We start from the raw sequence: 24,254 nt of genomic DNA, 5'->3' as shown, positions 1-24,254 counted from the left end.
TTATAACAGTATGGTCTCACCGTCTATATCATGGCACGGAGTAACAATGTTCGGCTCTTCCACCTGCCGTTCTCGTTCATGCTTCCGCAGCGGGTGGCGAGCGAACGGGGGTATTTCGCAGCGGAGGGGCTCGACGTCGACCTCGTCGAGCGCGACCGGGGAGACGTCGACTGGAAGTACATCCCGGCCGAGGAGACGCTGACCGGCGACCACGACGTCGACCTCTACCCCATCTGCAAGTGGGAGTCCATCAAGCGCACCTGGGACATGCGCGACGGGCGGGTCGTCGCCTGCGGGACGTTCGCCGACCAGCCCTACACGGTCTACGTCCGGCCGGACAGCGACGTCGAGGAACCGGCCGACCTCGCGGGCGTCCCGGTGGGGGTGAACCGCCGGACGGGACAGGAGTACACCGTCGTCCGGGCGCTCGAAGCGCACGTCCCGGCCGACGAGGTGACGCTCGAACACCACGGGATGCCGACCGACCGCCTCCGCGCGCTCCGCGACGGCGAGGTGGAGGCCATCTCGCTGCTCGAACCCCAGAGCACGCTCGCCGACCACCTCGGCTTCCGACCCGTCCTCGAGTTCGAGAACCACATGGGCATCGTCGCCGGCGAGGAACTGGCGGGGGAGGACCTGGAGGCGTTCATGCGGGGGTACAGCCGGGCGGTCGAGGACATCAACGAGGACCCGGAGGCGTTCCGCGAGGAGTACCTCGCGATGCTCGACGCGGACGCCGACGTCGCCCCCGACCTCTTCGAGGACGTCGACCGCGAGGCCCTGCTCGCGAGCATCGACGTCCCGACCTACGAGACCCCCGAGTTCGTCGACCGGGAGGAGCTGGGCGAACAGCTCGACTGGATGAAGCGCCGGCGGCTCATCGACGGGGGGGCCGACCTCGACGCCATCGTGAGCCCGGTGCGACGATGAACGTCGCCGACCAGCAGGCGGCGCTCGACGCCGTCCACGACGACCCGGGTGACCGGCCGGTGATGCGCGCGCGCTTCGAACACAACGGCAGCCCGCGCTACATGCTCTACACCATCAAGCGCCTGGGGCTGGACCACGACCACGGCTTCCACCTCGACGTGCAACTGGTCTCGGACGAGCTGGAAGGCGGGATGGAGACGGTCGAGGCGCGCCTGCAGGAGGGCGAGGCCGACCTCATCGACATCGACTACATCTCGACGGCCCGCGAGCGGAGCGAGGGCGCGAGCATCGTCGCCTTCCACCCCTACGGCCGGACCGTCGGGGGCCTCGTCGCCCCCGAGGACACCGACATCGAGGACCTCACCGACCTGCCGGACCACCGCATCGGTGTCGTCCGTCGCCTCGACAAGAACTGGATCCTGACGCGGGCGGCCTGCCGCGAGTACCACGGGTTCGACCCGGACGAGGCGGCGACCCCCGTGGAGGCGGGGTCGAAGGTCGGCCTCACGCGAATGCTCCACGACGGCGAGGTGGACGCCGTCCTCCAGTTCTGGCCCATCGTCCCCGAGATAACCGAGCGCGGACCGTACCGCGAGGTGCTCCCGATGGCCGACCTCGTCCAGCGCCTCTCGGAGACCGACGAGCGCCTCCCGATCTCGACGTTCCTCACGAGCGAGTCGTTCTTCGAGGCGCACCCCGAGACGGTGCGCGGGTTCAAGGGCGCCTACCGCGACGTGGTCGACCGCCTCGTGAGCGAGGACGACCACTGGGAGGTCGTCGGCGAGGAACTGATGACGTACGACGACCCGGCCATCGTCCGCGCGGTCCGGGACGGCTGGCGCGACATGGTCGTGCGCGACTGGGACGAGGCGCGTATCGACGGCATGGAGCGGCTGTTCGACCACCTGCTCGACGTGGCCGGGCCGGAGGCGCTCGGCGTCGACCGCATCCCCGAGGGGACGTTCCGCCCGGAGGTGCCGTGATGGCGCCCCTCACCTTCCAGCTGAACTGGGAGCCGAACGGCTTCCAGGCGCCGTACTTCCTCGCCCGGGAGCGGGGGTTCTACGACGAGGAGGGCCTCGACGTGCAGTTCGTCGAGGGCCACGGGTCGCCGTTCGCGGCCGAACAGGCCGCCCGGGGGCGCGCCGACGTCGGCCTCGCGGGGGCGAGCGCCGTCCTCGCCACACAGAGCGAGGGGTTCGAACCGCTGGCGGTGGCGGCGGTGACGAAGAAGACGCCGGCGGCGGTCTACACCCTCCGGGACGTCTTCGGCGAATCGCTCGAACGCCCCGAACAACTGGCCGGCCGGACCGTCGCGCCGTCGGCGACGAAGACGCGCATCCTCGCCGCGCAACTGCTCGAACAGGTGGGCATCGCCGACGAGGTGGATTTGCAGGGGGTGGACCCGAACACGCACCACCGCGTCCAGCACAAACTCCTCGACGGGAGCGTCGACGCCGCGGTGGGCGTCGTCACGAACGGGCTGGAACTCGAACGCGAGTACGACCGGACCGCCGACGAACTCCCCATCGGCGACTACCTCGGCGTCTACGGCATGACGCTCGTGACCAACCGCGCGTTCGCCGAGTCCAGTGCGGGGACGCTGCGCGCGTTCCTCCGGGCGACCGCGAGGGGGTGGGCGGCGGCGACGAACGACCCGGAGGCGGCCATCGAGGCGCTCGTCGCCCGCAACGCGACGCTCGAACGCCGTCGAGCCATCGAGACGGACAAGTTCCGGGCCGCCGCCGAGTCGCTCCAGTTCACCGACCACGTCCGGACGGCGGGGTGGGGGGCCCACGACGGCGAGCGGTGGCACCGTCTCGACGCGATGCTCGCCGAGACCGACCTCCTCGACGGCCCGACCGACCCGGACGCCGTCTGGACGAACGACTACCTCGACGCCGAGGCACCCGCGCTCCGGGACTACGCCGAGCGCATCGGTCGCGGGGGCGAGGAGGCGTGAGATGTCGACGCTGCTCGCCGCGCTGTCGGTCGTCGCGCTCCTCGCCGCCGTGACGGCGACCTACCTGACGGTCGGGAGGTCGACCGACGGTCGCGGGACGTTCGCGGGGGACGCGCGCGCCGCCGGAACCCTCGCCGCCGTTCGGCGCCGAGCGAGCGTGGCCTGCCCGCAGTGCGACGCCGAGAACGACGTCACGACCGTCTACTGCACGCGCTGTCGCGCCCGCCTCGCCCCCGACTGGCTCACGGAGTGGTGACGGTCACTGACGTCGGCCGGAGTATCGACGAGAGTTATCATGAACCGTGAAAAGAACTTACACGTCCCGGGCCGAAAGGAGGTGTCGGACCATGTCGAACGACGCAGTGGACGACTTCCTCATCCTGCGCGAACTGGACGAACCGATATCCCGGGACGAACTCTCGGCGGCGGCCGAGGCGTCCGGCGAGACGCTGTCGACGCTCCGCGAGGAGGGCAGGGACATCGAGTGGGTGGACTCGGAGGTGCTGACGAACGGCGACGAGCAGGTCGTCGGGACGTTCTGTCACTACCGGGCGGAGGACGAGGAGACCGTGTACGAACACGCCGAGCGCGCCGGCCTGCCGGCGACGAAGGTAACCAAGCGAGGCGAACCGCTGTCGGGCGAGTGAGGCGTTCCCGACGCCGGTCGCCGGGTCGAGCCGTGACGACCGCGAGCGGGTGACCGGACCGTGTCCTACTACTTCGGAATCTACCACTGGCGACGGCGCGGACGAGCGCTAGCCCTCGGCACGCTCGCGCTCGCGGCCGGGGCGCTCCTCGCCGTCGCGTCGACCCGGCGCACCCGCCGACTCCTCGCCGTCGCGCTCGGACTGTGGGGCGCGCGCACCGACTACCGGACGCTCTCGAAGCTCCTCCGGCCGCCGCCGTGGCGTCTCGACGGCGAGAAGTACGCGCTCCTCGCGGCGGCGCTCCCGCTCGACGGGGCCGACCGCGTGCTCGACGTGGGCTGCGGGACGGGGCGCTCGCTCGTCGGGCTCGCTCCGACGCTCGCACCCGAGACGACCGTCGTCGGCGTCGACGTCTTCGACGACCGGGTCATCCTCGGCAACGCGCCCGCGCTCGCCCGGCGCAACGCCGTGCGCGCCGGCCTCGACGCCGCGGTCGTCCGCGGCGACGCGGCCCGGCTTCCCGTCGCGGACGGGAGCGTCGACGTCGTGACCGCCTGCCGCGTGCTCCACGACCTCCCGGAAGCCGCCGCGCGGCGCGCGGCGGCCGAGGCCCACCGGGTGTGCGCACCGGGCGGCACGCTCGGGGTTCTCGAACTGCGCATCACCCACGACGGGTCGACGGACCCGGCGCGCTACTGGCGCGACCTCGTGGCCGAGGCCGGCTTCGACGTCCGGCACGTCGAGGAGGTCGAGCGCGAGCGCGGCCGGTACGTCCTCGTCGTCGCCGACGCCTGACGTTCACTCCTCGAACTCGGACGGCCAGTCCGCTCCTCGACGGTCGGCCGCGAACCGTTCGTCGCCGAGCGAGCTCGGGTCGAGCGACTCGAGCGCGCGCTCGAAGTGCGCCGCCGTCACGTCGAGTTCCTCGACCCGCGGCGTGCCCGTCCGGACGAACGAGCGGACGGCGACCGTCGCCGCCTCGCGGCAGACCGCCTCGACGTCCGCGCCGACGTAGCCCTCGGTGCGCCGGGCGAGGTCGTCGAGGTCGACGTCGTCGGCCAGGGGCTTCCCCCGGGTGTGGACGGCGAATATCTCGCGCCGGGCCGCCTCGTCGGGCGTGGGGACGTGGACGTGTCGGTCGAGGCGACCGGGACGTAACAGGGCGTCGTCGAGCAGTTCGGGGCGGTTGGTCGTCGCGACGACGACGACGTCCTCCAGTTCCTCGAGGCCGTCGAGTTCCGTGAGCAGTTGGGAGACGACGCGCTCGGAGACGCCGGCGTCCCCCCGGTTCCGACCGCGTTCGCCGGCGAGCGCGTCTATCTCGTCGAAGAAGACGACGGCGGGGGCGTTCGCCCGGGCCTTCTCGAATATCTCCCGGACGCCCTTCTCGGACTCCCCGACGTACTTGTCGAGCAGTTCGGGGCCCTTGACCGAGATGAAGTTGCTCTGGGACTCGTTGGCGACGGCCTTCGCCAGCAGCGTCTTGCCGGTCCCCGGCGGGCCGTACAGCAGGACGCCGTTGGCGGGGGTCAGCCCGACGCGGTCGAACGCCTCGGGGTACTCGAGGGGCCACTGGACGGTCTCCTGGAGGCGCTCTTTCGTGTCCTCGAGACCGCCGACGTCGTCCCAGGCGACCTCCGGCACCTCGACGAACACCTCCCTGAGCGCGGAGGGTTCGACCGAGCGGAGGGCGGTCCTGACGTCGTCGTCGCTCACCGACAGCGACGCCAGGAGGTCCGCGTCGAGGGTCCCGTCCGCGAGGTCTGCGTCGGCGCGGAGGCGTCGCAGGGTGCACATGGCGCTCTCGCGGACGAGGTTCTCGAGGTCGGCACCGACGAAGCCGTGGGTCACCGCCGCGAGCCGAGCGAGGTCGACGTCGTCGTCGAGGGGCATCCAGCGGGTGTGGATGCGCAGTATCTCCTCGCGGCCGTCGCGGTCGGGGACGCCGACCTCTATCTCGCGGTCGAACCGGCCGGGTCTTCGGAGGGCGGGGTCGACCGTGTCGAGGCGGTCGGTCGTCCCGACGACGGTGACCCGGCCGCGTTCGGCGCGGTCGTCCAGCAGCGAGACGAGCTGGGCGACGACCCGTCCGCCGGCCTCGTCGTCGCGGGGGGCCAGCGACTCGAGGTCGTCGAGGAGGACGACCGCGGGGTCGTTCGCTGCGGCCTCCTCGAACACCTCCCGGAGGCGTTCCTCGCTCTCGCCGCGGTACGCCGAGGCGACCTCCGGTCCGGAGACCTCGACGAACGAGGCGTCCAGTTCGGCGGCGACGGCTCGCGCCATGAGCGTCTTGCCCGTCCCCGGCGGGCCGTGGAGCAGGACGCCGCTCGGGGGGGCGACCCCGAGCACGTCGAACAGTTCGGGGTGGCGCACCGGGAGTTCGACCATCTCGCGGACCTGTTCGAGTTCCGCGTCGAGGCCGCCGACGTCCTCGTAGGTGACCTCGGTTCCTCCCCGACCGCCGACGACCGCGTCGAGCGAGAGCCCCGCGTCGGCGTCGGGCGAGAGCTGGACGCGCGTCCAGTCGCGGACCACGACCCGGTCGCTCGGTCGCGCCGCCGCGATTCGGACGGGGAGGTACTGCGCCTCCTCTCGCGACCCGACGGCGAGGGAGACGGGGACGGTCTGTCCCACGACGACCGCCTGCCCGATGAGCTCCTCGCGGAGGGCGAGCTTCAGTCCCTCCTCGGCGCCGAGACCCGCCGGCAGGGCGACCTCCACGCGGTCGGCCGACTCGACCGTGGTTCGCTCCGCGGTGACCGACTCGCCCGCCTCGACGCGACCCGTCCGGCGGACCTGCTCGTCCAGCCGAATCGCGCCGTCGTCGACGTCGTTCGAGGGGAGGACCTGCGCGACCGCCCGGTCGCCCTCCGGCCCGCGGACGAGGAGGTAGTCGCCGCTCTCGACGCCCAGGTCGGCCATCGTCTCGCGGGCGACGTGCGCCAGCCCGTCCCCGCCGCGCTGTCGCGGTAACGGTTCGACCGTCAGTTCCATGGGAGCAGTCTCCACGCACGTCGCGCCGCGGCGGTCTTAAACTCGCGGGTCGACGAGACGCGTCGCCCGTGACGTATCAACGGTAAACTATCATAGATGTTCTCACGCTGTCACCGAGTTTTCCGTCGAAAATCGATGGTATGAACGGATACCAGAGGAATAATCGATAAAATTTCCGAACAGTACGGTAAGGTATTTCATGACACGGGCAAGTCATTACGACGGTGGTTCAATGACCGATGTCAACGTTCCGCACGTAACCGAGGGAGAGCGGCGGCAACTGGTGCAGTCGCTCGGTATCGACGAGTCGGTCGGGGACGAAGAGTTGACGCTCTCGGAACTGAAAGCCGCGGTCGAGCCCGACACGGACCCCGCGTTCGCCACGCTGGGGCAGACGATTCGGGACGACCTGGAGGGGTCGCTCGACGCTGCACTCCTCGACGAGGCGCTGGCGGACCTGGCGGAGCAGCTCGGTCGTCTCCCGGAGGTACGCGAGCAGGGGATACCGGACGGCGAGCGGGAACCGGAGGAGCTGTATCGGGAACTCGTCGAGCCGGGGTGGCGCGTCTACGACCACCTGCTCGACGTGGGGTTCTTCGGGAGCGTCGACGAGAACGCGTCGCGGTTCACGTCGTCGTACATCAGGGACACCGCCCACGAACTCATCAGGGCCGACCGGCTGACGGACGCGCTCGGCGACGTCGGGTTCGACGACCGAGAGCAGACCGCCCTGATGATGGACATCGTCAACAACGACATGCGCCTCTCGCGGTGGGTGCCGACCGGTGAGATTCCCGACGGCGTCGAGTTCAGGGTCGAGTTCGTCCCACCGCTCCATCAGCGCGCGATGGGCGGGGCGTTGCTGTGGATTCGGACGCTCGACGTCCACCTCTGGCAGAAGCAGGTCCTCATCACCGACGAGATTCTCGACGACGGAATCTGGGACGTGAAGGCGATGCTCGGCGGGCTGTACCTGCTGACGCTCGCCGCCAGAGAGGTCGCCGACGCCACCGACGCGACGCTCACGGACAGCCAACTGTCCGCCGCGCTCACCGCGAGCGCCGCGGTTCTGATCATCAACCAGGAGGACGTCTGCAGCGACGTCTTCCACATCACCGAGGAGATGCGCGCACCCAGTTTAGCGAGGTAATTCACGATGTCGATAGAGAAAGACAAAGCGGTACAGGCCGCACAGGACACGGTCGTTCGAGAGACAGACAACGGCTATCGGGTGCTCGGCTCGCCCGATAAGTCCGTCACCCACCAGCACGACACCGACCGCATCCCGCGCGAGGACGTCACCCAGGAGATGTTGAGCGAGTCCGGGGAGAACCCGGAGGCCTGGCTGATGTACGGTGGGAACTACGAGCAGCACCGGTACACGACGTGTGACGTCATCACGCCGGAGAACGTCGACGACCTGGAACTCGAACACGAGATGCACGTCGGCGCCGGGTCGAGCATGGAGGGGACGCCCGTCGTCGTCCCCGGCGACCCGCCGGTGATGTATCAGTCCAACGGGCCGAACCACGTGAAGGCCATCGACCCGCGCGAGGGCGACGTCCTCTGGAGTTACACCTACGCCGTCCCGTCGGACGTGGTGCTCTGCTGCGACGACAACAACCGCGGCGTCGCGGTCTACGAGGACAAGATATTCATGTGCACCCTCGACTCGGGGGTCGTCGCGCTCGACCGCTACACCGGCGAGGAGGAGTGGTACACGAGCACGGCCGACCACGAGCGGGGCTACTCCGCGACGTGGGCGCCCATCGTCCACGACGGGACGCTCTACACGGGGAGCGCCGGCGGCGAGTACGGCGTCCGCGGGTTCCACACGGCGCTCGACACGGAGACGGGCGAGCAGAAGTGGTTCACACGCACCTGTCCCGAGGAGGAGTGGGTCGGCGACAGCATCGAGCAGGCGGCCGGCACCAACTGGATGACCGCCACCTTCGACGAGGAGCGAAACCGCCTCTACCTCCCCATCGGCAACCCCGGCCCGGACTTCGACGGGTCGGTGCGCCCGGGGCCGAACCGCAACACCTGCGGGACGCTCTGTCTCGACGCCGAGACGGGCGAACGGCTCTGGTTCCACCAGGAGTCGCCACACGACGTCTGGGACTACGACTCGGCCTGCCCGCGCGTGCTCATCAAGGACCTCGAGATCGCCCACCGAAACCAGACGAAGGACGTCGTCGTCGACGCCGGGAAGACCGGCTGGGCGTACACCGTCGACGCCGAGACGGGCCAGCTCATCGAGCGCTCCGAACCGGGCGTCCAGCAGCTGAACATGTTCAGCATGATTCCCCACATCGACGAGGGGCGCCGCGGGACGTTCATGCCCGGCGGGATGGGCGGTAACGACTGGCAGCCGCCGGCGTACAACCCCGACACCGGGCTCATCTACTACAAGATGCACAACAACGCCCAGGAGGCGTGGTGGCGCTTCGAGGAGTTCGAGGAGGGCAAGAAGTACTGGGGCGGCATCCTCGAGGACGAGACCGAGGACATGCCCGACGACTACAACGGGCACATCGCCTCCATCACGGCCATCGACGCGGCGACGGGCGAGCGCGTCTGGCGCGACTGGATAGACAGCGACACCTACCTCTGGGGCGGGTCGATGGCGACCGCGACCGGCCTCGTCTTCGCCGGCACGCAGAACGGCGACCTCATCGCCTACGACGCCGAGAACGGCGACCGCGTCTGGGAGTTCGACTGCGGCGACGCGCCGGTGTCGTCCAGCCCGATGAGCTGGTACGACCCCGGGACCGACAAGCAGTACATCGCCGTCCAGGTCGGCGGCAGCGGCTGGCTCCGCCGGGGCAAGCGCGACGACCGCCTGCTGATCTTCTCGATGGCCGCGTAACCCGACCACCCACTTCATTTCTCGTGCGACAGGACCGTCCGAGCGCGCCGACCGGAGCCACCGCGTCCGGGAACGCCCCCACCGTCACGACTGCCAGTCAGGGATACTGTCAAGTACGCTGTCAAAATTTATATACTGCGTCGTGACACGTGTCATCACATGGCGATACAGACACCCCACAGGCACGCGCCCGAACCGACGACCGAGGAGAGCGAGGCGGAGTCGACGCGAGAGGGCGGGGCGGCGACCGGGGAGACCGAACCGGAGGTCACGATGGAGAGCCTGGTCGAACAGTTGGTCGAGGAGCGCATCGCGTCGCTCGAGCGCGAGATAGCGGACCTCGAGGACGCGGTCGAGGAGGTCGACAACTTCGCGCGCATCAGCCTGAACGAGCGCAAGATAAAACAGAGCGAGGCGAACCTCTCGGAGTTCTCCGACTCGCTCACCGGGTTCGCGGAGAAGGCGTTCAACGGTATCAACGAACTGGAGGACCGACTCGACGCCCACGCGCTGGTGCTCGCGGCGCTCCTCGACGCCGTCGACGCCGACGTCGACCTCTCGGAGGCCGAACGCTACCAGGAGGAACGGCTGGTGATGGACACGGCGCCGGACGAGCGACTCGCCGAGGCCATCGAGCGTCACTCCTGAGGCGCGCTACACCTCCCGCTGGCCGACGACCGTCTGGAGGTAGTCGTGGCTCCGGGCGTTGTAGACGAGTTTCACCTCGTCGGAGGCGGGCGTCGACACGCAGGTCAGACGCAGCCCCATCTCCTCGACCTCCTCGTCGGTGAGAAACAGGTTCATGTCCATCTCGACGTCGCCTTCGGTGACGAAGGCGCAGCAGTTGGCACAGGAGGCCGCCCGGCACTCGAACGGCCAGGACTGGCCCGCCTCCTCCGCCGCGTCGAGGACGTACTCGTACTCGCCAACCTCGAGCGTCCCGTGGTCGATGTCGTCGAGGTCGGCGGCGGCCGCCTTCTCGAAGAGGTCCTCGTCGTCTACGTCCCACCCCTCGCGCTCGACGGCCCGGTAGTTGAGGTACTCGACCGTCGAGACGGTCTCCTCCTCGCTCTCGTACGCCTCGTCCCTGGCGGCGTCGCGACCGACCTTGATGTTCGGGAGCTGTTGGTCCGGCGTCATACATCATCTATCGTCACGGTCGTACTTAGGGCCGTGGGTCGCGATAGCACGAGACGGGAGACGGTCCGTCACTGACGGAGGAGTCGCTCGCGGACGGCACCCTCGCCCTCCGCGGCGACGACGGCGGCGTCGGCCACGAGCGCCCCGCAGTCGGAACAGACCGCCTCCGCGACGAGGTGGGGGCGCTGACAGCAGGGGTCGACGCGCTCCTCGCCCCGGTCGAGCGCGCCGTCGCAGGCCGGACACCGCTCCAGGGAGAGACGGAGGCCGAGCAGGAGCGACTGCCGCCGCTCGCGGTCGAGGGCGTCCCACTCGACGCCGTGCGTGCGGAGGACGCGCGCGCACGCCACGTCCGCGACGAGCGCCGCCTCGGAGTCCCACCGGACCGAGGCGCTCCCGTCGACGACGAACGAGCGCTCCCCGGTGCGAGAGACCGCGTCGGCGTCGAACAGCGCGCGCACGTCCGCCCCGTCGACGGCCGACCCGCGGACGGCCCGTATCTCCTCGCGCCAGTCCTCGCGGACGGCGGGCGGGAGGGCGAAGCCGTCTCCGTCCCGGACGAGCACGCCCGCAGCGACGAGCGGGTGGCCCGCGTCGGGGGACGCGGACGCCGCCGGGTCGGTCGTTCCGTCGACGGCCACCGCCGCTATCGGTTCCTTGCCGAACAGCCGAAGGAGCCACGGCGGGAAGTAGCGTTCCGTGAGCGTCGGCGTCCCCGGGACGAGGTAGCCGCGGAGGTAGACGAGCGCGCTCGACGCGAGGAAGACGACGACGCCGGGGCCGGTCCGTCGGCTGGCGGCGCGGACGAGGACGGCGAGCGCGAGGGCGATGGCGACGTTCACGACCGTACACGGGAGACAGCGGTTCTCGCCGGTGTACTCCGGTCGTCGAAGAGCGCCGACCGCGCGGGAGAGGTCCATGGTTCGTATCACCAAGGATGTCGGCAGAGGGTCATAAGTGTGCGCGCGAGCGCCGAATGATATTTGAGAGTGACACGTGAGTCGGTGAGCATGCCGCTCGGGGTCCCGCCGACGGTCGTCGGCGTCGTCGCCTTCGTGCTCGGCGTCGTGCTGGTCGTCGCCAGCGTCGAGACGTTCATCGAGGCGGTCTCCGAGAGCGCGCTGGCGCTCGGCGTCTCGGGGTTCTTCCTCACGGTCCTGCTCGCTGGGACCGACCTGGAGAACGCCGTCCTCGGCGTCGTGGCGGCGCTCGACGGCCTGCCGGCGCTCGCGCTCGGGACGGTCTTCGGCGAGGCGCTGTTCATCCTCGGGGCGGCCGTCGGTCTCGCGGGCGTGCTCACCCCGTTCGAGACGACCGTCCCGCGGTCGTACCTGCTGTTGATGCTCGGCGCACCCGCGTTGCTGTTCGCGCTCGCGCTGGACGGGACGCTCACCCGGGGCGACGGCCTCCTGCTCACGGCCGGCTACCTGCCGCTGGTCCTCGTCGTCTACGGCCTCGAGCGCCGGTCGAGCACGCGCTACCTGAGCGCCGAAGAGGTCGAGGCGTTCGAGGCGACGGGACGGACGCGCCCGGCCGCCGACGGCGACGGCATCGACGGCGAGGGCGGCGAGGCGGTCTTCGACGTGGACTTCGACCTCGACGTCCTCTTCGAGAACCGGTTCACCGAACCCCTTCGCGAGCGCAACGAGGGGTGGTTCCGCCTCGGGGTGGCGGTGGCCGCGGCCGTCGGCATGACCGTCGGCTCGGAACTGGCGGTGACGGGCGCGGAGGAACTCCTCACGCTCCTCGGCGTCACCGGCCTCGCCTTCGGCGCGACCGTGATGAGCTTCATCGCGTCGCTCGAGGAACTGTTCCTCACCGTCGAACCGGTCCGGCGCGGGCGCCCCCACCTCGGGGTGGGGAACGTCGTCGGGAGCGTGCTCTTCTTCGTGACCGCCAACGCGGGGGTCGTCGCGCTGGTCCACCCGCTCGACACGAGCGGGACGGTCCTCACCGTCCACTGGCCGTTCTTCCTCCTCACACTCGTCGTCGTGGGAGGGATGTTCGCCCGGGGACGGGTCGGCCGGGCGGGCGGGACGACGCTGCTGGCGCTGTACGCCGCCTACTGGGGGGCGAACTACCTGGTGTGACCGACCCGACCTATTCGCCGATCGGCACCCCGCTGAACACGACGAGCGCGACGACCCAGTAGGCGACGTAGAGGCCGCCGAGCAGGTACCCGTGCCAGCGCTTCATCTCGCCCTCGTAGAAGAAGTAGGCGGCGAGTGCGGTCACGACGATCATGGCCGGGAGGTGGAACGTCAACACGGACGACGAGATGTCCACCTCGCTGAGGAACATGATGACGCCGATGTTGCCGGTCACGGAGAACAGGACGCTCCCGATGACGTTGCCGACGCCGATTTCCGGGAAGCCACGGCGGACCGGTTCGATGGTGAGCATGATGTCCTCGAACGTGAGCAGGAGCGTGAGGAAGGTCGCCCCGAAGATCGTCTCGGAGATACCGAAGCCCTCGATGACCACTTCGGAGCCACCCTCCAGGAGCATCGCCGCGAAGACGATGCCCGCGAGCGCGACGATGGAGAGGGCGATCCACACGAGGCCGGAGTCCGCGAGGTCACCCAGCACGCGCTCCTCGGGTATCTCCTCGAGCGCGTTGGGACGGGCCACCCCGCCGTCGGGGCGGAGCTGTTCCCCGAGTTCCGTATCGCGGAACACCGGGATCTCCCGCTGGCGCTCGCGGAGGATGAAGTAGCCGAAGGCGAAGACGAAGAAGGCCGTCAGGACGACACCGTGGATGGCCGTCAACGTCCCGACCAGGGCGAACGGAACGAGGACGAGCGGTGCGAGACCGAAGATGACGATGTAGTCGGTCGGGAGGTCGACCGGGAACGGGCGGATGATGGCCGCGAGCGCGAGGGTCAGGCCGATGATGGCCAGTCCCGTCCCGAGCGCGGTCCCGAGGGCGGCCTCCTCCAGACCGCCACTCGACAGGACCAGCGCGAGGATGGTGTCGTCGAACTCGAAGCCGGTGAAGATGATCGCGAGCGCGAACAGCGACATCTTCATGTTGAGCGACGCGCGGGCGAGGTAGCTGATGAGCTTCTCGGTACACGCCGTCAGGAGCACGATGCCGCCGAGGAGGACGGCCGCCGCACCGACCGTTCCCTGCGCTTCGATGAAGCCCTCGATGGCACCCTCGATGCCGCCCTCTTCACCCTCCTCGCCGGCCTCGCCCTCGTCACCTGCACCTCCGCCGTCGTCGCCGTCCTGTGCGACGGCGACGCCGCCGCCGACGGCGACGGCACCCAGCACGACCACGAAAACGAGCGCTACGACCCCCAGATACCTGCTACCGATGCGCATACACCCACCATCGGTGGGGCCCACCTATAGGTTCCCTTTCATGTACTGCAGTACGTTGAACTGGTCTACACGCTCGGTCGTCGCCACTCTCGCGTCCCGTCTCGGCGTCCTCGGACGGTGGGCGACCTCCGGGTCGACCGAGCGCGCGACGGGGAGACGTCGGCTTCCGGGTCGTTTATGCGGGGACGGTGACACCCTCCGTCAGTGTCTCCTCACCTCCCCCTCGCCCCACGGTGGGTCCGGTACGCGCTCGTCGTGCTGTGGGCGGGGTACGTCCTGGTCGCGTCGACGGTCGACCCCCCGACGGCCGGCGTCCCCACCACGGGACCGCTCGGTCTCGTCGGGTTCGACAAGTGGCTCCACGCGCTCAGCTACGGCGCGATGGCGGGGCTGGTCGCGTACGCCGTCCTCGCGCGCGACGCCCGGGCAGTCGTGCTCGCCGTCGCGGCGGCCGTCGCCTTCGGCGCGGGCGTCGAGGTGATTCAGGACTTCCTCCCCTACCGGGCGTTCGACGTCGACGACATGCTCGCCAACGCCGTCGGCGCGGTCCTCGGCGGTCTCGGCTGGACGGTGCTCACCGCCTACCTCACCCTCCCGGGCGACCGCGGGGGTTTTACCGGCGCGTCGGGTAGCGAGAGCCGATGAGCAAGCCGAACCCCGAGGTCTACGAGCGGGGCCGCGGGATGGACGCGCACAACAAGGTGATGCGGGAGGTCCGCTCGCGCAACCAGCGCACCTACGACGCGCGCGAACCCACCCGCGTCTGGCTCGACGAGGACAACACGCCGGCGGGCGTCTACCAGTCGCTCACCATCATCCTCAACACCGGCGGCTGTCGCTGGGCGCGCGCCGGCGGTTGTACGATGTGCGGCTACGTCGCCGAGTCCGTCGACGGCGGCACCGTCGCCCACGAGGACCTGATGGCGCAGGTCGAGGCCTGCCTCGACCACGAACGCGAGAACGCCGACGCCCCCTCCGAACTCGTGAAGATATACACCTCGGGGTCGTTCCTCGACGAACGCGAGGTCCCCGCGGAGACCCGGGCGGCCATCGCGGAGACGTTCGCCGACCGCGAGCGGATGGTCCTCGAATCCCTCCCCAACTTCGTCGACCGCGAGAAACTGCGCGACTTCACCGACCGCGGTCTCGACGCCGACGTCGCAATCGGCCTGGAGACGGCGACCGACCGCGTGCGCCACGACTGCGTGAACAAGTACTTCGAGTTCGCCGACTTCGAGGCGGCCTGTGCCGAGGCGCTGGCGGCCGACGCCGGCGTGAAGGCGTACCTCCTCATGAAGCCGCCGTTCCTCACCGAGCGCGAGGCCGTCGCGGACATGAAACGCTCCGTGCGGCGCTGCGCCGGCGTCGAGGGCTGTCACACCGTCTCGATGAACCCGACGAACGTCCAGCGCTACACGATGGTCGAGCAACTGTACCACGACGGTGGCTACCGCCCGCCGTGGCTCTGGTCGGTCGCCGAGGTGCTGCGCGAGACGGCCGACGAGGACGTCATCGTCGTCTCCGACCCGGTCGGCCACGGGAGCGACCGGGGGCCACACAACTGCGGCGAGTGCGACGACCGCGTCCAGACCGCCATCAAGGACTTCGACCTCCGACAGGACCCGACGGTCTTCGACCAGGTGAGCTGTTCCTGCGAGCGGACCTGGGCGGCCGTCCTCGACCGCGAGCGGAGCTACGGGATGGCGCTCACGAACTGAGCGCCACCGTGCGCTGACACGGACCGTGGTAGACGTGCACGTTTAAGGTCGCGGGTACGGTGTTGACGGTAGACGGATGGAAAGCGACGCGACCGACGAGCGGTTCGTCCGCCTGCTGGAGCGCCGCGCCGAGTTCCTCGTCCACCTCGGCGACGAGCCACAGCGCAAGCCGGCGCTCGTGGAGGCGCTCGGCCGGTCGCGCTCGACGGTCGACCGGGCGCTGCGCGAACTCGAACACGCCGGCCTCGTCGAACGCCACGACGGCGGCTACGCGACCACGCTCGCCGGCCGACTCGCCGAGGAGGCCTACCGGACGTTCGTCGAGACGACGAGCACCGTCGTCGCCGCCGACGCGTTGCTGGACGCGCTCCCCGCCGAGTGTGAGTGGCTCGACCCGGCGGTGCTCGCCGGTGCCGAGTACGTCCCCACCGACGACCTCACGCCGTACGAACTCCCCGCCGCGCTGCGCGAGACGGTCGAGACGGCCGACCGACTGACGGCCCTCGTCCCCGTCGTCGCCGACCCGAAGGTGCTGGCGCTGTGTCACGACCACGTCGACGAGCGGGGCCTCGACCTCGTCGTCGGGCCGGCGCTGTACGAGACCCTCGAGACGCGGTTCCCGGAGACGCTCCGAGGGCTCGTCGACGGCGGCGCGACGGTCGTGCGGACGGACGAGGAGCCGCCCTGTACCCTCCTGCTCTCGTCGGGCGAGGAGCCGCGCGTCGCCTGCGTCGCCTACGACGGTGACGCGAGCGTCGGGGTGTGTTACAACGACACGGCGGCGGCGCGCGCGGCGGCGGAACGGTACGTCGAGGCGGTCCGCGCGGACGCGACGGACGTGACCGCGAGCGCCGGCGCGCTCGACCCGGGCGACCGGCGGCTGACCGCCGGCCCGACCGACCGGCACCGGGACGACCGCCTCGTCCTCGAACGCGAGGGGTTCGTCGAACTCACCGACGACTACTTCGCCGAGCGCTCGCCGTGTCCGCCGCCGACGAGCTGGCGCACGGGCCTCGACCTCGCGGAGGTCGCCGCCGGCTACGCCGTCGACCGCACCTACGACGAGGCCGGCGAGCGGCGCGCCCTCACGGCCGACCTGCTCGCCGGCCTCCGCGCGGGGCGGGACCACGCGCTGGTCGGACCGCCGGGCGCCGGCAAGAGCACGGTGTGCAAGACGGTCGCCTACCGGTGGTACGAGGCCGGCGTCGGGACGGTCCTCTACCGTCGCCGCGGCCGGGGCGAGCCGTTCACGAGCGCGGAGGCGCTTCGCGCGCGCCTGCGCGAGGCGACGGGGCGGGCGCTCGTCGTCGTCGAGGACGCCCTTCGCGAGGACGCGGTGGCGGTCTTCGGCGCGATGGCGGAGTACCGCGACGACCCCTCGGTGACGTTCCTCCTCGACGCCCGCGAGTCGGAGTGGGAGGACCCGACAGCGTTCCCGGCCGACGCGCGCGCAGCGACCCACCGCGCGGAGGCCGTCGAGCGCGTCCACATGCCACCCCTCGACGCGACGGAGTGCGAGCGCCTCGTGCGCCACTTCGAGGCGACGACCGGCCGGCGCGTCGACCTGACGGTTGAGGACCTCGTCTCGGGGCTCGACGGCGACGGCGAGGCCGCGGACCTCCTCGTCGTCCTCCACCGCCTCGTGCTGTCGGTCGACCCCCTCGCCGGTTACGGGAGCGCGACCCCGACGACGCTCACCGAGGACGTCGCACGGACGTTCGAGCGCCTGCGGGAGGCCGGCGAACACGCCCTCGACGTGGGCGTCCTCGTCAACGTCCTGAACGCCGCCGAAGTCGGCGTCTCGCCCGACCTCGTCTACGCGCTGGCCGCCCGGGAGGACGACGACGCGCCGGGGTTCTGTGAGGTGGCCGAGGCGCTCGACCTGCTGTCGGGTCGGGTGCTCTTCGAGCGCGAGGCCCCCGGCGACGGCGAGGCGGCCTACCGCTCGGTCCACGAGTCCTGGTCGTCGCTGTTCCTCAGGCACCTGCTCGAGTGCGACGGCGACCGGGCGGCCGAGCGACGCTTCGGGCGCGTCGTGAGCGCGCTGCTGTCGCTGGCCGACGACGAGACCGCCCGGGCGCGCATCGAGTGGGAGTTCCAGGGCGCGGCCCCCGCGATTCGAGAGCTGTCGGAGGCCCCCGGCGAGTGGGCCGACGCGACCGTCGAACGGCTGTTCGGGCTGGGGCTCTCGCGACCGGCGCTCGCGCCGCTGTTCGGCACCAGCCCCTACACCTCGCTCGCGCTCCCCGAGGCGTGTTCGCCGGCCCTCGCCGTCCGCTGCACGCAGTGGCGCGGGGAGATGTCGCTGCGAGCGGGGCGCCTGGAGGCGGCCGAGCGGGAGTTCGAACGCCTCGGGACGTTCGCCGACGAGGCGGCTGACGACGCGCGGGCGGCGGCGCTCCGCGCGCGCAGCCTGAAGTTCCGGGGGACCGTCGCGCTCCGGCGCAGCGAGTTCGACGACGCCGAGGCGTTCTACGAGCAGAGCATCGGTGCGTACCGCGCCTGCGACGACGAGCAGGGGGAGGCCGACGTCGTCAACAACCTCGGCATCGTCGCGTGGTCGCGCGGCGACCTCCCGGAGGCGGAGGCGTACCTCCGCGACTGCCTGTCGCGTTACCGGGAGATGGGCAACCGTCGGGCGGCGGCGGACGCGCGGTTCAACCTCGCGACGGTCCTCGACTCCCGGAGCGTCCTCGAGGAGGCGGCCGACCACTACCGCGACTGCCTCGCGTACTTCCGGTCGACGGGCGACCGGCGGACCGAGGCGGACACGCTCAACAACCTCGGGAGCCTCTGGCGGGTGCGCGGCGACCTCGACGCGGCCGAGCGCGACCTCACGCAGGCGCTCGACACCTACCGCGACATCGGCGACGAACTCGGCGAGGCGAACTGCCTGCACAACCTCGGCTGCGTCGCCCAGCAGCGCGGCGAACTGGAGCGGAGCGTCGAGTACCACGAGCGCAGCCTCGAACGCTACCGGGCCGTCGGCGACACCCAGGGCGTCGCCCAGTGCGAGTGCAACATCGGCGACGTGGCCTACCGCCGCGGTGACCTCGACGAGGCCGAGGCGCGCTACGAGCGCAGCCTCGACCGACGGCAGGGCATCGGCGACGGCATCGGCGAGGCCGAGAGCCTCGCGAACCTCGGCCGGGTCGCACGCGACCGGGGGGACACGGACCGGGGACGCGACTTCGCGCGGCGCGCCCTCGACCGCTACCGCGACAGCGCCGACGTCCGCGGGGAGGGCGAAGCGCTCCGCCTGCTCGGGTCGCTCGCCCGCACGGAGGGCGACCTCGACCGGGCGGCGGAGCGCCTCCGCGCGAGCCTCGCACGCTGTCGCGAGGGCGGGCACCGCTACGGCGAGGCGGAGACGCTCGTCGAGCGGGGCCACCTGGCGCGGGCGTGGGGGGACGACCACGAGGCCGAAGCGCGCTACGCGGAGGCGCTCGACCTGTTCACCGACATCGGCGCGCTGCGCGACGTCATCGACACCCACCTCGCGCTGACGGCCGCGTGCGAGGCGCTCGGCGAGCGGGCGGCCGCCATCGACCACTGCGAGGCGGCGGTCGTCCTCGGCGAGCGAAACGGCGTCGACGTCTCCGAGGCACGCGACCGCCTCCGGCGACTCGAGGAGGTCGTCTCGGAGGACTGACCACGGCCGCGGGACCGGTCCGGCGACGGGACGAAGCAGCCCTTATCGTCGTCAGCAGCTACCGGACAGCATGGCTGGCGAGCGAATCGGGATACTGGGGAGCGGCGACGTGGGGCGGGCACTGGCGGCGGGGGTCGCCCGACACGGGTGGGAAGCACGGGTCGGAACGCGCAGTCCCGGGAAGGTACAGCGGTGGGCCGACGGAACCGAGGGGGTGTCGGTCGGGTCGTTCGCGGAGGCGGCGGGCTACGGCGACGTCGCCGTCCTCGCCGTCCGGGGCGATGTCGTCGACGCCGTCCTCGACCTCGCCGGGCCGGAGCGGTTCGCGGGTCGACTCGTCCTCGACGCGACGAACCCGCTCGACTTCGCCGGGGACGGGCCGCCGCACCTCCTGTTCGGCGCGACGGACTCGCTCGGCGAGCGCGTCCAGGCGCGCCTCCCGGACGCACGGGTGGTGAAGTGCTTCAACACCGTCTCGAACGCACAGATGGTCGACCCCGAGTTCGCGGATGACACCCCCCCGATGTTCGTCTGCGGCGACGACCCGGACGCGAAGGCCCGGACCGAGCAGATACTCGTCGAACTCGGGTGGCCCGGAGCGTTCGACGTCGGCGGCATCGAGTCGGCGCGGTACCTGGAGGCGCTCGTCCCGCTGTGGGTGCGCGTGGGGGCGGAACTCGACACGTGGGAACACGCGTTCGCGGTCGTGCGCTGAGGCCGCCGCGGGGAGCGTCGAGTCGTGGAGAGTGGCGTCCGACGCCGGTCCCGAACGTTCATCCGCGCCGCGGCCGTCCTTCACCCCGATGTCGCACCGAGTCCTGGTGACCGGCGCGACGGGGACGGTCGGGTCGGCGCTCGTAGAGCGGCTCCGGGCGTCACCCGTGCCGGTCCGCGTCGCGGCCCGCAGCCCCGACGCTGCGAGGGAGCGGTTCGGTGACGGCCCCGAGTCCGTCGCGTTCGACCTCACCCGCCCGGAGACGTGGGGGGCCGCCCTGGACGGCGTCGACCGGCTGTTCCTGCTCTTCCCGCCCCGCGTCGGCGTCCGGCCGGTCACGGCGTTCGTCGACGCCGCGGTCCGGACGGGCGTCGAGCGGGTCGTCACCCTCTCGGTCGTCGGTGCCGACCGGGTGCCCGTCCTCCCGCACCGCCGCATCGAGCGCCACGTCGAGCGCGCCGGCCCCGCCTACACCCACCTCAGGGCGGGGTGGTTCGTGCAGAACCTGAGCGGCGTCCACCGCCCCGACGTCGTCGAGCGGGACGAACTGTTCGTCCCGGCGGGACGGGCCGCCCTCCACCTCGTCGACGCGCGGGACGTCGCCGCCGTCGCCGCGACGGCGCTCACAGAGGCGGGTCACGAGAACCGCGCGTACGACCTCACGCTCCCGGAGCCGCTCGACTTCGACGCGGTCGCGGCCGCCTTCAGCGACGTCCTCGACCGGGAGATTCGTTATTCAGCCCCCTCGCACCTCGCGTTCGTCCGGCGGCTGTCGCGTCGGGGCGTTCCCCGGTCGCTCGTCGCGTTCATGGCGCTCGAGTACGCCGTCGTCCGCCTCGGGCTCGCGAGTCGAACCACGGACGACCTCCGACGGCTCCTCGGCCGCGACCCGACGTCCGTCGAGCAGTTCGTCGCCGACAACCGCGAGGCGTTCGCGCCGGCGGGGCGCGACGGCTGAGAACGGGGGGTGAGACGGGGACGGGAGGTGCGAAACGCGGCGAGTCAGCGAGCGCCGTCGAGTCGCGCCGGTGCCGTCTCGAACCCGCGCAGGATGCCCTGTCCGTCGGTGCTGCCCAGTTCCGGGAGCGTCGCGCGTTCGGGGTGGGGCATCAGCACGGCGACGGTGTCGCGCTCGCCGAGGACGCCCGCGACGTTCCCCCGCGAACCGTTGGGGTTGGCGGCGTCGGTGACGTCTCCGTCGGCGTCGCAGTAGCGAAACAGGACGCGGTCCTCGCTCACGAGGCGGTCGTAGGTGTCGTCGTCGGCCTCGAAGCGCCCCTCGCCGTGGGCGATGGGTATCGAGAGCACGTCGCCCGCCTCGTAGGCGCGGGTCCACGGCGTGTCGGCGTTCTCGACGCGGAGGAAGACTGGTTCGCACTGGAAGCGGGCGCTCGCGTTCGTGGTGAACGCGCCGGGCGTGAGGCCGGACTCGCAACCGATCTGCGCCCCGTTGCACACCCCGAGGACGGGGACGCCGCGGTCGGCGCACGTCCGCACCGCCTCCATGACGGGGGCGCGGGCGGCCATCGCCCCCGCCCGGAGGTAGTCGCCGTAGGAGAAGCCGCCGGGCAGGAGGACGCCCGTCGTCTCGGCGGGGAGGCCGTCCTCGTACCAGACGCGCTCGGCGTCCATGCCCAGGTACTCGAGGGCGCGTTCGGCGTCGCGGTCGCAGTTCGACCCGCCGAACTGGAGGATGGCGATCATCGCTCGTCGACGCTGACCTCGTAGTCGTGGATGGTCGGGTTCGCCAGCAGGCGCTCGGCCATCTCCTCGGCGCGGGCCGCGGCGGCGTCCGCGCTCTCGGCGTCGAGGTCTATCTCGTAGCGGTCGGTCGAGCGCAGTCCCTCCAGTTCGAACCCGAGACGCGAGAGCGCCTGGGCCGTCGTCTCGGCCTCCGGGTCGAGGACGCCCCGCTTGAGTCGGACCGTGACTGTCGCCGTGTAGGCGGTCATCGGTCGAATGACCGCAGTCGTGCATCAAAACGCTTGTGTTGTCGTTCGTCTGTGCATAGACGTGGATAGAGACGGTCACCGCCACGGACCGTTGCGTGGACCGTCGCGCCCGCTGGAGGCGGCGCTCGTCGAGGCCGAGGCGGGGCCGAACGACCGACTACAGGTCGCGCACCGCGTCGACGGCCGCGTCGAGCGGCGGCGCGTCGAACAGCGCCCGCTCGAGATAGGCGTTCGCGCCGGCGCGGTAGAGGTCGCTCGTCGCTCGCACCACGCGCTCGGGGAGCGGTTCGGGGTCGCGGTCGCAGAGCGCGCGCCAGTCGGCGACGTCCTCGCGCGCCGCGCGGGCCTTCGCGTCCGTCACCGCCGCCACCCACTCGGGCTGGGTGCGCTTGTGGTACTGGCGGACGACCTCCTTCGAGACCTGTTGACCGTCGTAGGAGAAGCGGTTCTCGTCGAAGGTGCCGACCACGTCCGCGACGCGCACCTCGCCGTCGACGTAGAGGCACTCTATCTTGCCGTCCTCGTGGGTGAGGCCGGCCGCCGCGGCGCGCTCGGTGACCAGTCGGTTCACCTCGCGCGCCACCGATTCGAGGTCCTCGACATCCGCCTTCCCGGCGATTCGGTCGGCCTCCTCACGGGCGAGGTAGCGGTCCTCCTCCTCGTACTTCGTCGAGAACTCGACGACCGGGTCGGGGAGGTCGACGGGCGCGTCGGGCCAGTCGTCGTGGTCGAGGCCGTAGTCGGCCGGGGCGCCGCGCGACCGGAGGCTGGAGCCGACGGGGACGGTGTTGCGGAAGACGATTTCGAGCGGGACGAGGTAGTTCTCGCCGGCCGCCGCGTGGAAGGCGTCGTAGTCGTACGTCCGGCCCTCGTGGGGGAGGTCGGGCACCTGCGTGAGGTCGATAGCCATCTCGCGGGGCGGTTCGGCGGCGGCCGAGAGCGGGACGGGGAGGCCCTCCTCCTCGACGGACCCCTCGACGACGACCCCGCGGTAGTGGGTGGGGACGCCCGCCTCCTCCAGCAGTTCGAAGTTCGCCGCGCCCATCGCGCAGAGGGCCGCCCCCTTGCCCGGAATCTCGTCGGGCATCTTCCCCCAGTCGAAGACGGAGTAGTCGTCGGTGAAGCGGAAGGCGCCCCGCCCCAGTCGCTCGGGGGTCGCCGGCGCCACGACGCGGAACTCCTTGACGCTCGTCATACCGGGGGGTTCCGGGCGGCGGGCATAGGGGTTTCCCTTCGGTCCATCTCACAACGGCTTTGGGGCGACGGACGAACCGCTCGACATGGCCTGGTCCCCGGCCGTCGCCGCCGTCGTCGTCGTCCTCACCACCGCCGCCATCTGGAAGGGGAGCGACTGGCTCGAGTCGTCGAGCGAGCGCCTCTCGCGGTACTACGGCCTCCCTCCGGTCGTCCAGGGGTCGGTGGTGGTGGCTATCGGCTCCAGTTTCCCGGAACTGGCGAGCGTCGTCGTCGCCGCCCTCGAGGGGTCCGTCGCCCTCGGCGTCGGCGCCATCGTCGGCTCGGCCATCTTCAACGTCCTCGTCATCCCGGCGGCGGCCGGCCTCGCGACCGCCACGCCGGTCGAGTCCAACCGCACGCTCGTCTACAAGGAGGCGCAGTTCTACATGCTCGCGGTGTCGACGCTCCTCATCACGTTCGCGTTCGCCGTCATCTACGTCCCGGGGACGGCCCCGCTGACGGGCAGCGTCACCCGACCGCTCGCGCTCATCCCCCTCGGCCTCTACGCCCTCTACCTGTTCATCCAGTACCAGGACACCGCGGAGTACGTCGCCGACCCTGCAGAGGCCCGCGGCGTCGACCCACTCCGACAGTGGGCGTTCCTCGCGGCGGGGCTGCTCGTCATCCTCGTCGCCGTCGAGAACCTCGTCCACGCGGTGCGCGTCCTCGGGAGCACGTTCGGGGTCAGCGAGTTCGTCCTCGGCGTGGTCATCGTCGCGGGTGCGACCAGCCTCCCGGACACGCTCGTCAGCGTCCGCGCCGCCCGCGCCGGGCGCGGCGTCACCTCGCTGGCGAACGTCCTCGGGTCGAACACGTTCGACCTGCTGGTCGCCATCCCGGTCGGGGTGCTCATCGCCGGACCGGCGCTCATCGACTTCGCGGTCGCCGCACCCATGTTCGGCGTGCTCACCGCCGCGACGGTGCTCCTGTTCACCGTCATGCGGACCGACCTCTCGCTCGACGACCGCGAGGCGGCCGCCCTGCTCGGCTGCTACGTCGTCTTCGTCGCCTGGGTCGTCGCGGAGACCGTCGGCGTCGGCCCGGGGCTCCTCCCGGTGTCGTGAGTGTCCCCACCCGGCACGGTTTTATCGCAGGCGAGGGGAGTCGTTGG

23 protein-coding genes are annotated in these 24,254 nt (G+C 71.1%); 16 read left to right on the top strand and 7 right to left on the bottom strand.

Annotated features, from left to right (window positions below; all coding sequences use genetic code 11):
• Positions 1–30 precede the first annotated feature (30 nt).
• The 6 genes from P1Y20_RS14515 (at position 31) to P1Y20_RS14490 (ending at position 4,335) form a co-directional block, all read left to right on the top strand.
• A complete protein-coding gene (locus tag P1Y20_RS14515) occupies positions 31–930 on the top strand; it encodes an ABC transporter substrate-binding protein (protein WP_304449369.1) in 900 nt (299 codons plus the stop codon).
• Positions 927–1,913, top strand: a complete 987-nt coding sequence (locus P1Y20_RS14510) for an ABC transporter substrate-binding protein (RefSeq protein ID WP_304449368.1) — start codon at positions 927–929, stop codon at positions 1,911–1,913. The genes P1Y20_RS14515 and P1Y20_RS14510 overlap by 4 nt, the downstream gene beginning before the upstream one ends.
• Complete coding sequence (locus P1Y20_RS14505; RefSeq protein WP_304449367.1) at positions 1,913–2,893, top strand: ABC transporter substrate-binding protein; 981 nt, start codon at positions 1,913–1,915, stop codon at positions 2,891–2,893. Before P1Y20_RS14510 ends, P1Y20_RS14505 begins: the two co-directional genes overlap by 1 nt.
• A gap of 1 nt (position 2,894) precedes the next feature.
• A complete protein-coding gene (locus P1Y20_RS14500) occupies positions 2,895–3,149 on the top strand; it encodes a hypothetical protein (protein WP_304449366.1) in 255 nt (84 codons plus the stop codon).
• 91 nt (positions 3,150–3,240) lie between these two features.
• Entirely contained in the window at positions 3,241–3,540 is a 300-nt protein-coding gene (locus P1Y20_RS14495) for a DUF4242 domain-containing protein (RefSeq protein ID WP_304449365.1), read from the top strand.
• A gap of 60 nt (positions 3,541–3,600) precedes the next feature.
• Positions 3,601–4,335, top strand: a complete 735-nt coding sequence (locus P1Y20_RS14490; protein ID WP_304449364.1) for a class I SAM-dependent methyltransferase — start codon at positions 3,601–3,603, stop codon at positions 4,333–4,335.
• Positions 4,336–4,338: 3 nt separating this feature from the next.
• Here the strand turns inward: P1Y20_RS14490 and P1Y20_RS14485 are convergent, their stop codons facing one another.
• A complete protein-coding gene (locus tag P1Y20_RS14485) occupies positions 4,339–6,534 on the bottom strand; it encodes a CDC48 family AAA ATPase (RefSeq protein ID WP_304449363.1) in 2,196 nt (731 codons plus the stop codon).
• Between the two features lie 232 nt (positions 6,535–6,766).
• Here P1Y20_RS14485 and P1Y20_RS14480 point away from each other — a divergent pair, with 232 nt between their 5' ends.
• From P1Y20_RS14480 to P1Y20_RS14470, 3 genes are all read left to right on the top strand, one after another.
• Entirely contained in the window at positions 6,767–7,684 is a 918-nt protein-coding gene (locus P1Y20_RS14480) for a hypothetical protein (RefSeq protein ID WP_304449362.1), read from the top strand.
• Between the two features lie 6 nt (positions 7,685–7,690).
• Positions 7,691–9,403: a pyrroloquinoline quinone-dependent dehydrogenase gene (locus tag P1Y20_RS14475; RefSeq protein ID WP_304449361.1), complete on the top strand. Its 1,713-nt coding sequence runs from the start codon at positions 7,691–7,693 to the stop codon at positions 9,401–9,403.
• A gap of 159 nt (positions 9,404–9,562) precedes the next feature.
• A complete protein-coding gene (locus P1Y20_RS14470) occupies positions 9,563–10,051 on the top strand; it encodes a hypothetical protein (RefSeq protein WP_304449360.1) in 489 nt (162 codons plus the stop codon).
• A 6-nt stretch (positions 10,052–10,057) separates the two neighbouring features.
• Here the strand turns inward: P1Y20_RS14470 and fer are convergent, their stop codons facing one another.
• Together fer and P1Y20_RS14460 are read right to left on the bottom strand one after the other, a co-directional pair.
• On the bottom strand, positions 10,058–10,543 hold the full coding sequence (gene fer, locus P1Y20_RS14465; RefSeq protein WP_304449359.1) for a ferredoxin Fer: 486 nt from the start codon (positions 10,541–10,543) through the stop codon (positions 10,058–10,060).
• Between the two features lie 68 nt (positions 10,544–10,611).
• Positions 10,612–11,463, bottom strand: a complete 852-nt coding sequence (locus P1Y20_RS14460) for a DUF8054 domain-containing protein (RefSeq protein WP_304449358.1) — start codon at positions 11,461–11,463, stop codon at positions 10,612–10,614.
• Between the two features lie 90 nt (positions 11,464–11,553).
• On the opposite strand from P1Y20_RS14460, the gene P1Y20_RS14455 reads away from it, so the two are divergent.
• Positions 11,554–12,633, top strand: a complete 1,080-nt coding sequence (locus P1Y20_RS14455; RefSeq protein ID WP_304449357.1) for a sodium:calcium antiporter — start codon at positions 11,554–11,556, stop codon at positions 12,631–12,633.
• Positions 12,634–12,643: 10 nt separating this feature from the next.
• Here P1Y20_RS14455 and P1Y20_RS14450 read toward each other — a convergent pair whose 3' ends face one another.
• The gene (locus P1Y20_RS14450; RefSeq protein WP_304449356.1) at positions 12,644–13,870 is read right to left on the bottom strand and encodes a sodium:calcium antiporter; all 1,227 of its coding nucleotides are present in this window, start codon (positions 13,868–13,870) and stop codon (positions 12,644–12,646) included.
• 204 nt (positions 13,871–14,074) lie between these two features.
• Here P1Y20_RS14450 and P1Y20_RS14445 point away from each other — a divergent pair, with 204 nt between their 5' ends.
• From P1Y20_RS14445 to P1Y20_RS14425, 5 genes are all read left to right on the top strand, one after another.
• Positions 14,075–14,515: a VanZ family protein gene (locus P1Y20_RS14445; protein WP_304449355.1), complete on the top strand. Its 441-nt coding sequence runs from the start codon at positions 14,075–14,077 to the stop codon at positions 14,513–14,515.
• The gene (locus P1Y20_RS14440; protein WP_304449354.1) at positions 14,512–15,588 is read left to right on the top strand and encodes an archaeosine biosynthesis radical SAM protein RaSEA; all 1,077 of its coding nucleotides are present in this window, start codon (positions 14,512–14,514) and stop codon (positions 15,586–15,588) included. Before P1Y20_RS14445 ends, P1Y20_RS14440 begins: the two co-directional genes overlap by 4 nt.
• Before the next feature lie 76 nt (positions 15,589–15,664).
• Positions 15,665–19,240, top strand: a complete 3,576-nt coding sequence (locus P1Y20_RS14435; protein ID WP_304449353.1) for a tetratricopeptide repeat protein — start codon at positions 15,665–15,667, stop codon at positions 19,238–19,240.
• Positions 19,241–19,310: 70 nt separating this feature from the next.
• Positions 19,311–19,955, top strand: a complete 645-nt coding sequence (locus P1Y20_RS14430; RefSeq protein ID WP_304449352.1) for an NADPH-dependent F420 reductase — start codon at positions 19,311–19,313, stop codon at positions 19,953–19,955.
• An 88-nt stretch (positions 19,956–20,043) separates the two neighbouring features.
• Positions 20,044–20,913, top strand: a complete 870-nt coding sequence (locus tag P1Y20_RS14425; protein ID WP_304449351.1) for an NmrA family NAD(P)-binding protein — start codon at positions 20,044–20,046, stop codon at positions 20,911–20,913.
• A 44-nt stretch (positions 20,914–20,957) separates the two neighbouring features.
• Here P1Y20_RS14425 and purQ read toward each other — a convergent pair whose 3' ends face one another.
• From purQ to P1Y20_RS14410, 3 genes are all read right to left on the bottom strand, one after another.
• Positions 20,958–21,659 carry a phosphoribosylformylglycinamidine synthase I gene (gene purQ / locus P1Y20_RS14420; RefSeq protein WP_304449350.1) on the bottom strand — a complete coding sequence of 234 codons (702 nt, stop codon included), beginning with the start codon at positions 21,657–21,659 and terminating at the stop codon, positions 20,958–20,960.
• On the bottom strand, positions 21,656–21,907 hold the full coding sequence (purS, locus tag P1Y20_RS14415) for a phosphoribosylformylglycinamidine synthase subunit PurS (protein ID WP_304449349.1): 252 nt from the start codon (positions 21,905–21,907) through the stop codon (positions 21,656–21,658). Before purS ends, purQ begins: the two co-directional genes overlap by 4 nt.
• A 157-nt stretch (positions 21,908–22,064) precedes the next feature.
• The gene (locus tag P1Y20_RS14410; protein WP_304449348.1) at positions 22,065–23,102 is read right to left on the bottom strand and encodes a phosphoribosylaminoimidazolesuccinocarboxamide synthase; all 1,038 of its coding nucleotides are present in this window, start codon (positions 23,100–23,102) and stop codon (positions 22,065–22,067) included.
• An 85-nt stretch (positions 23,103–23,187) separates the two neighbouring features.
• Between P1Y20_RS14410 and P1Y20_RS14405 the strand changes: the two genes are divergently transcribed.
• On the top strand, positions 23,188–24,207 hold the full coding sequence (locus P1Y20_RS14405; RefSeq protein ID WP_304449347.1) for a sodium:calcium antiporter: 1,020 nt from the start codon (positions 23,188–23,190) through the stop codon (positions 24,205–24,207).
• Positions 24,208–24,254: the final 47 nt, after the last annotated feature.

The organism is Halomarina ordinaria (genome assembly GCF_030553305.1).
GTDB classification, from domain to species: Archaea; Halobacteriota; Halobacteria; order Halobacteriales; family Haloarculaceae; genus Halomarina; species Halomarina ordinaria.
The sequence above is the reverse complement of the archived record's forward strand: the minus strand, read 5'-3'. Positions and strand labels throughout refer to the sequence as shown.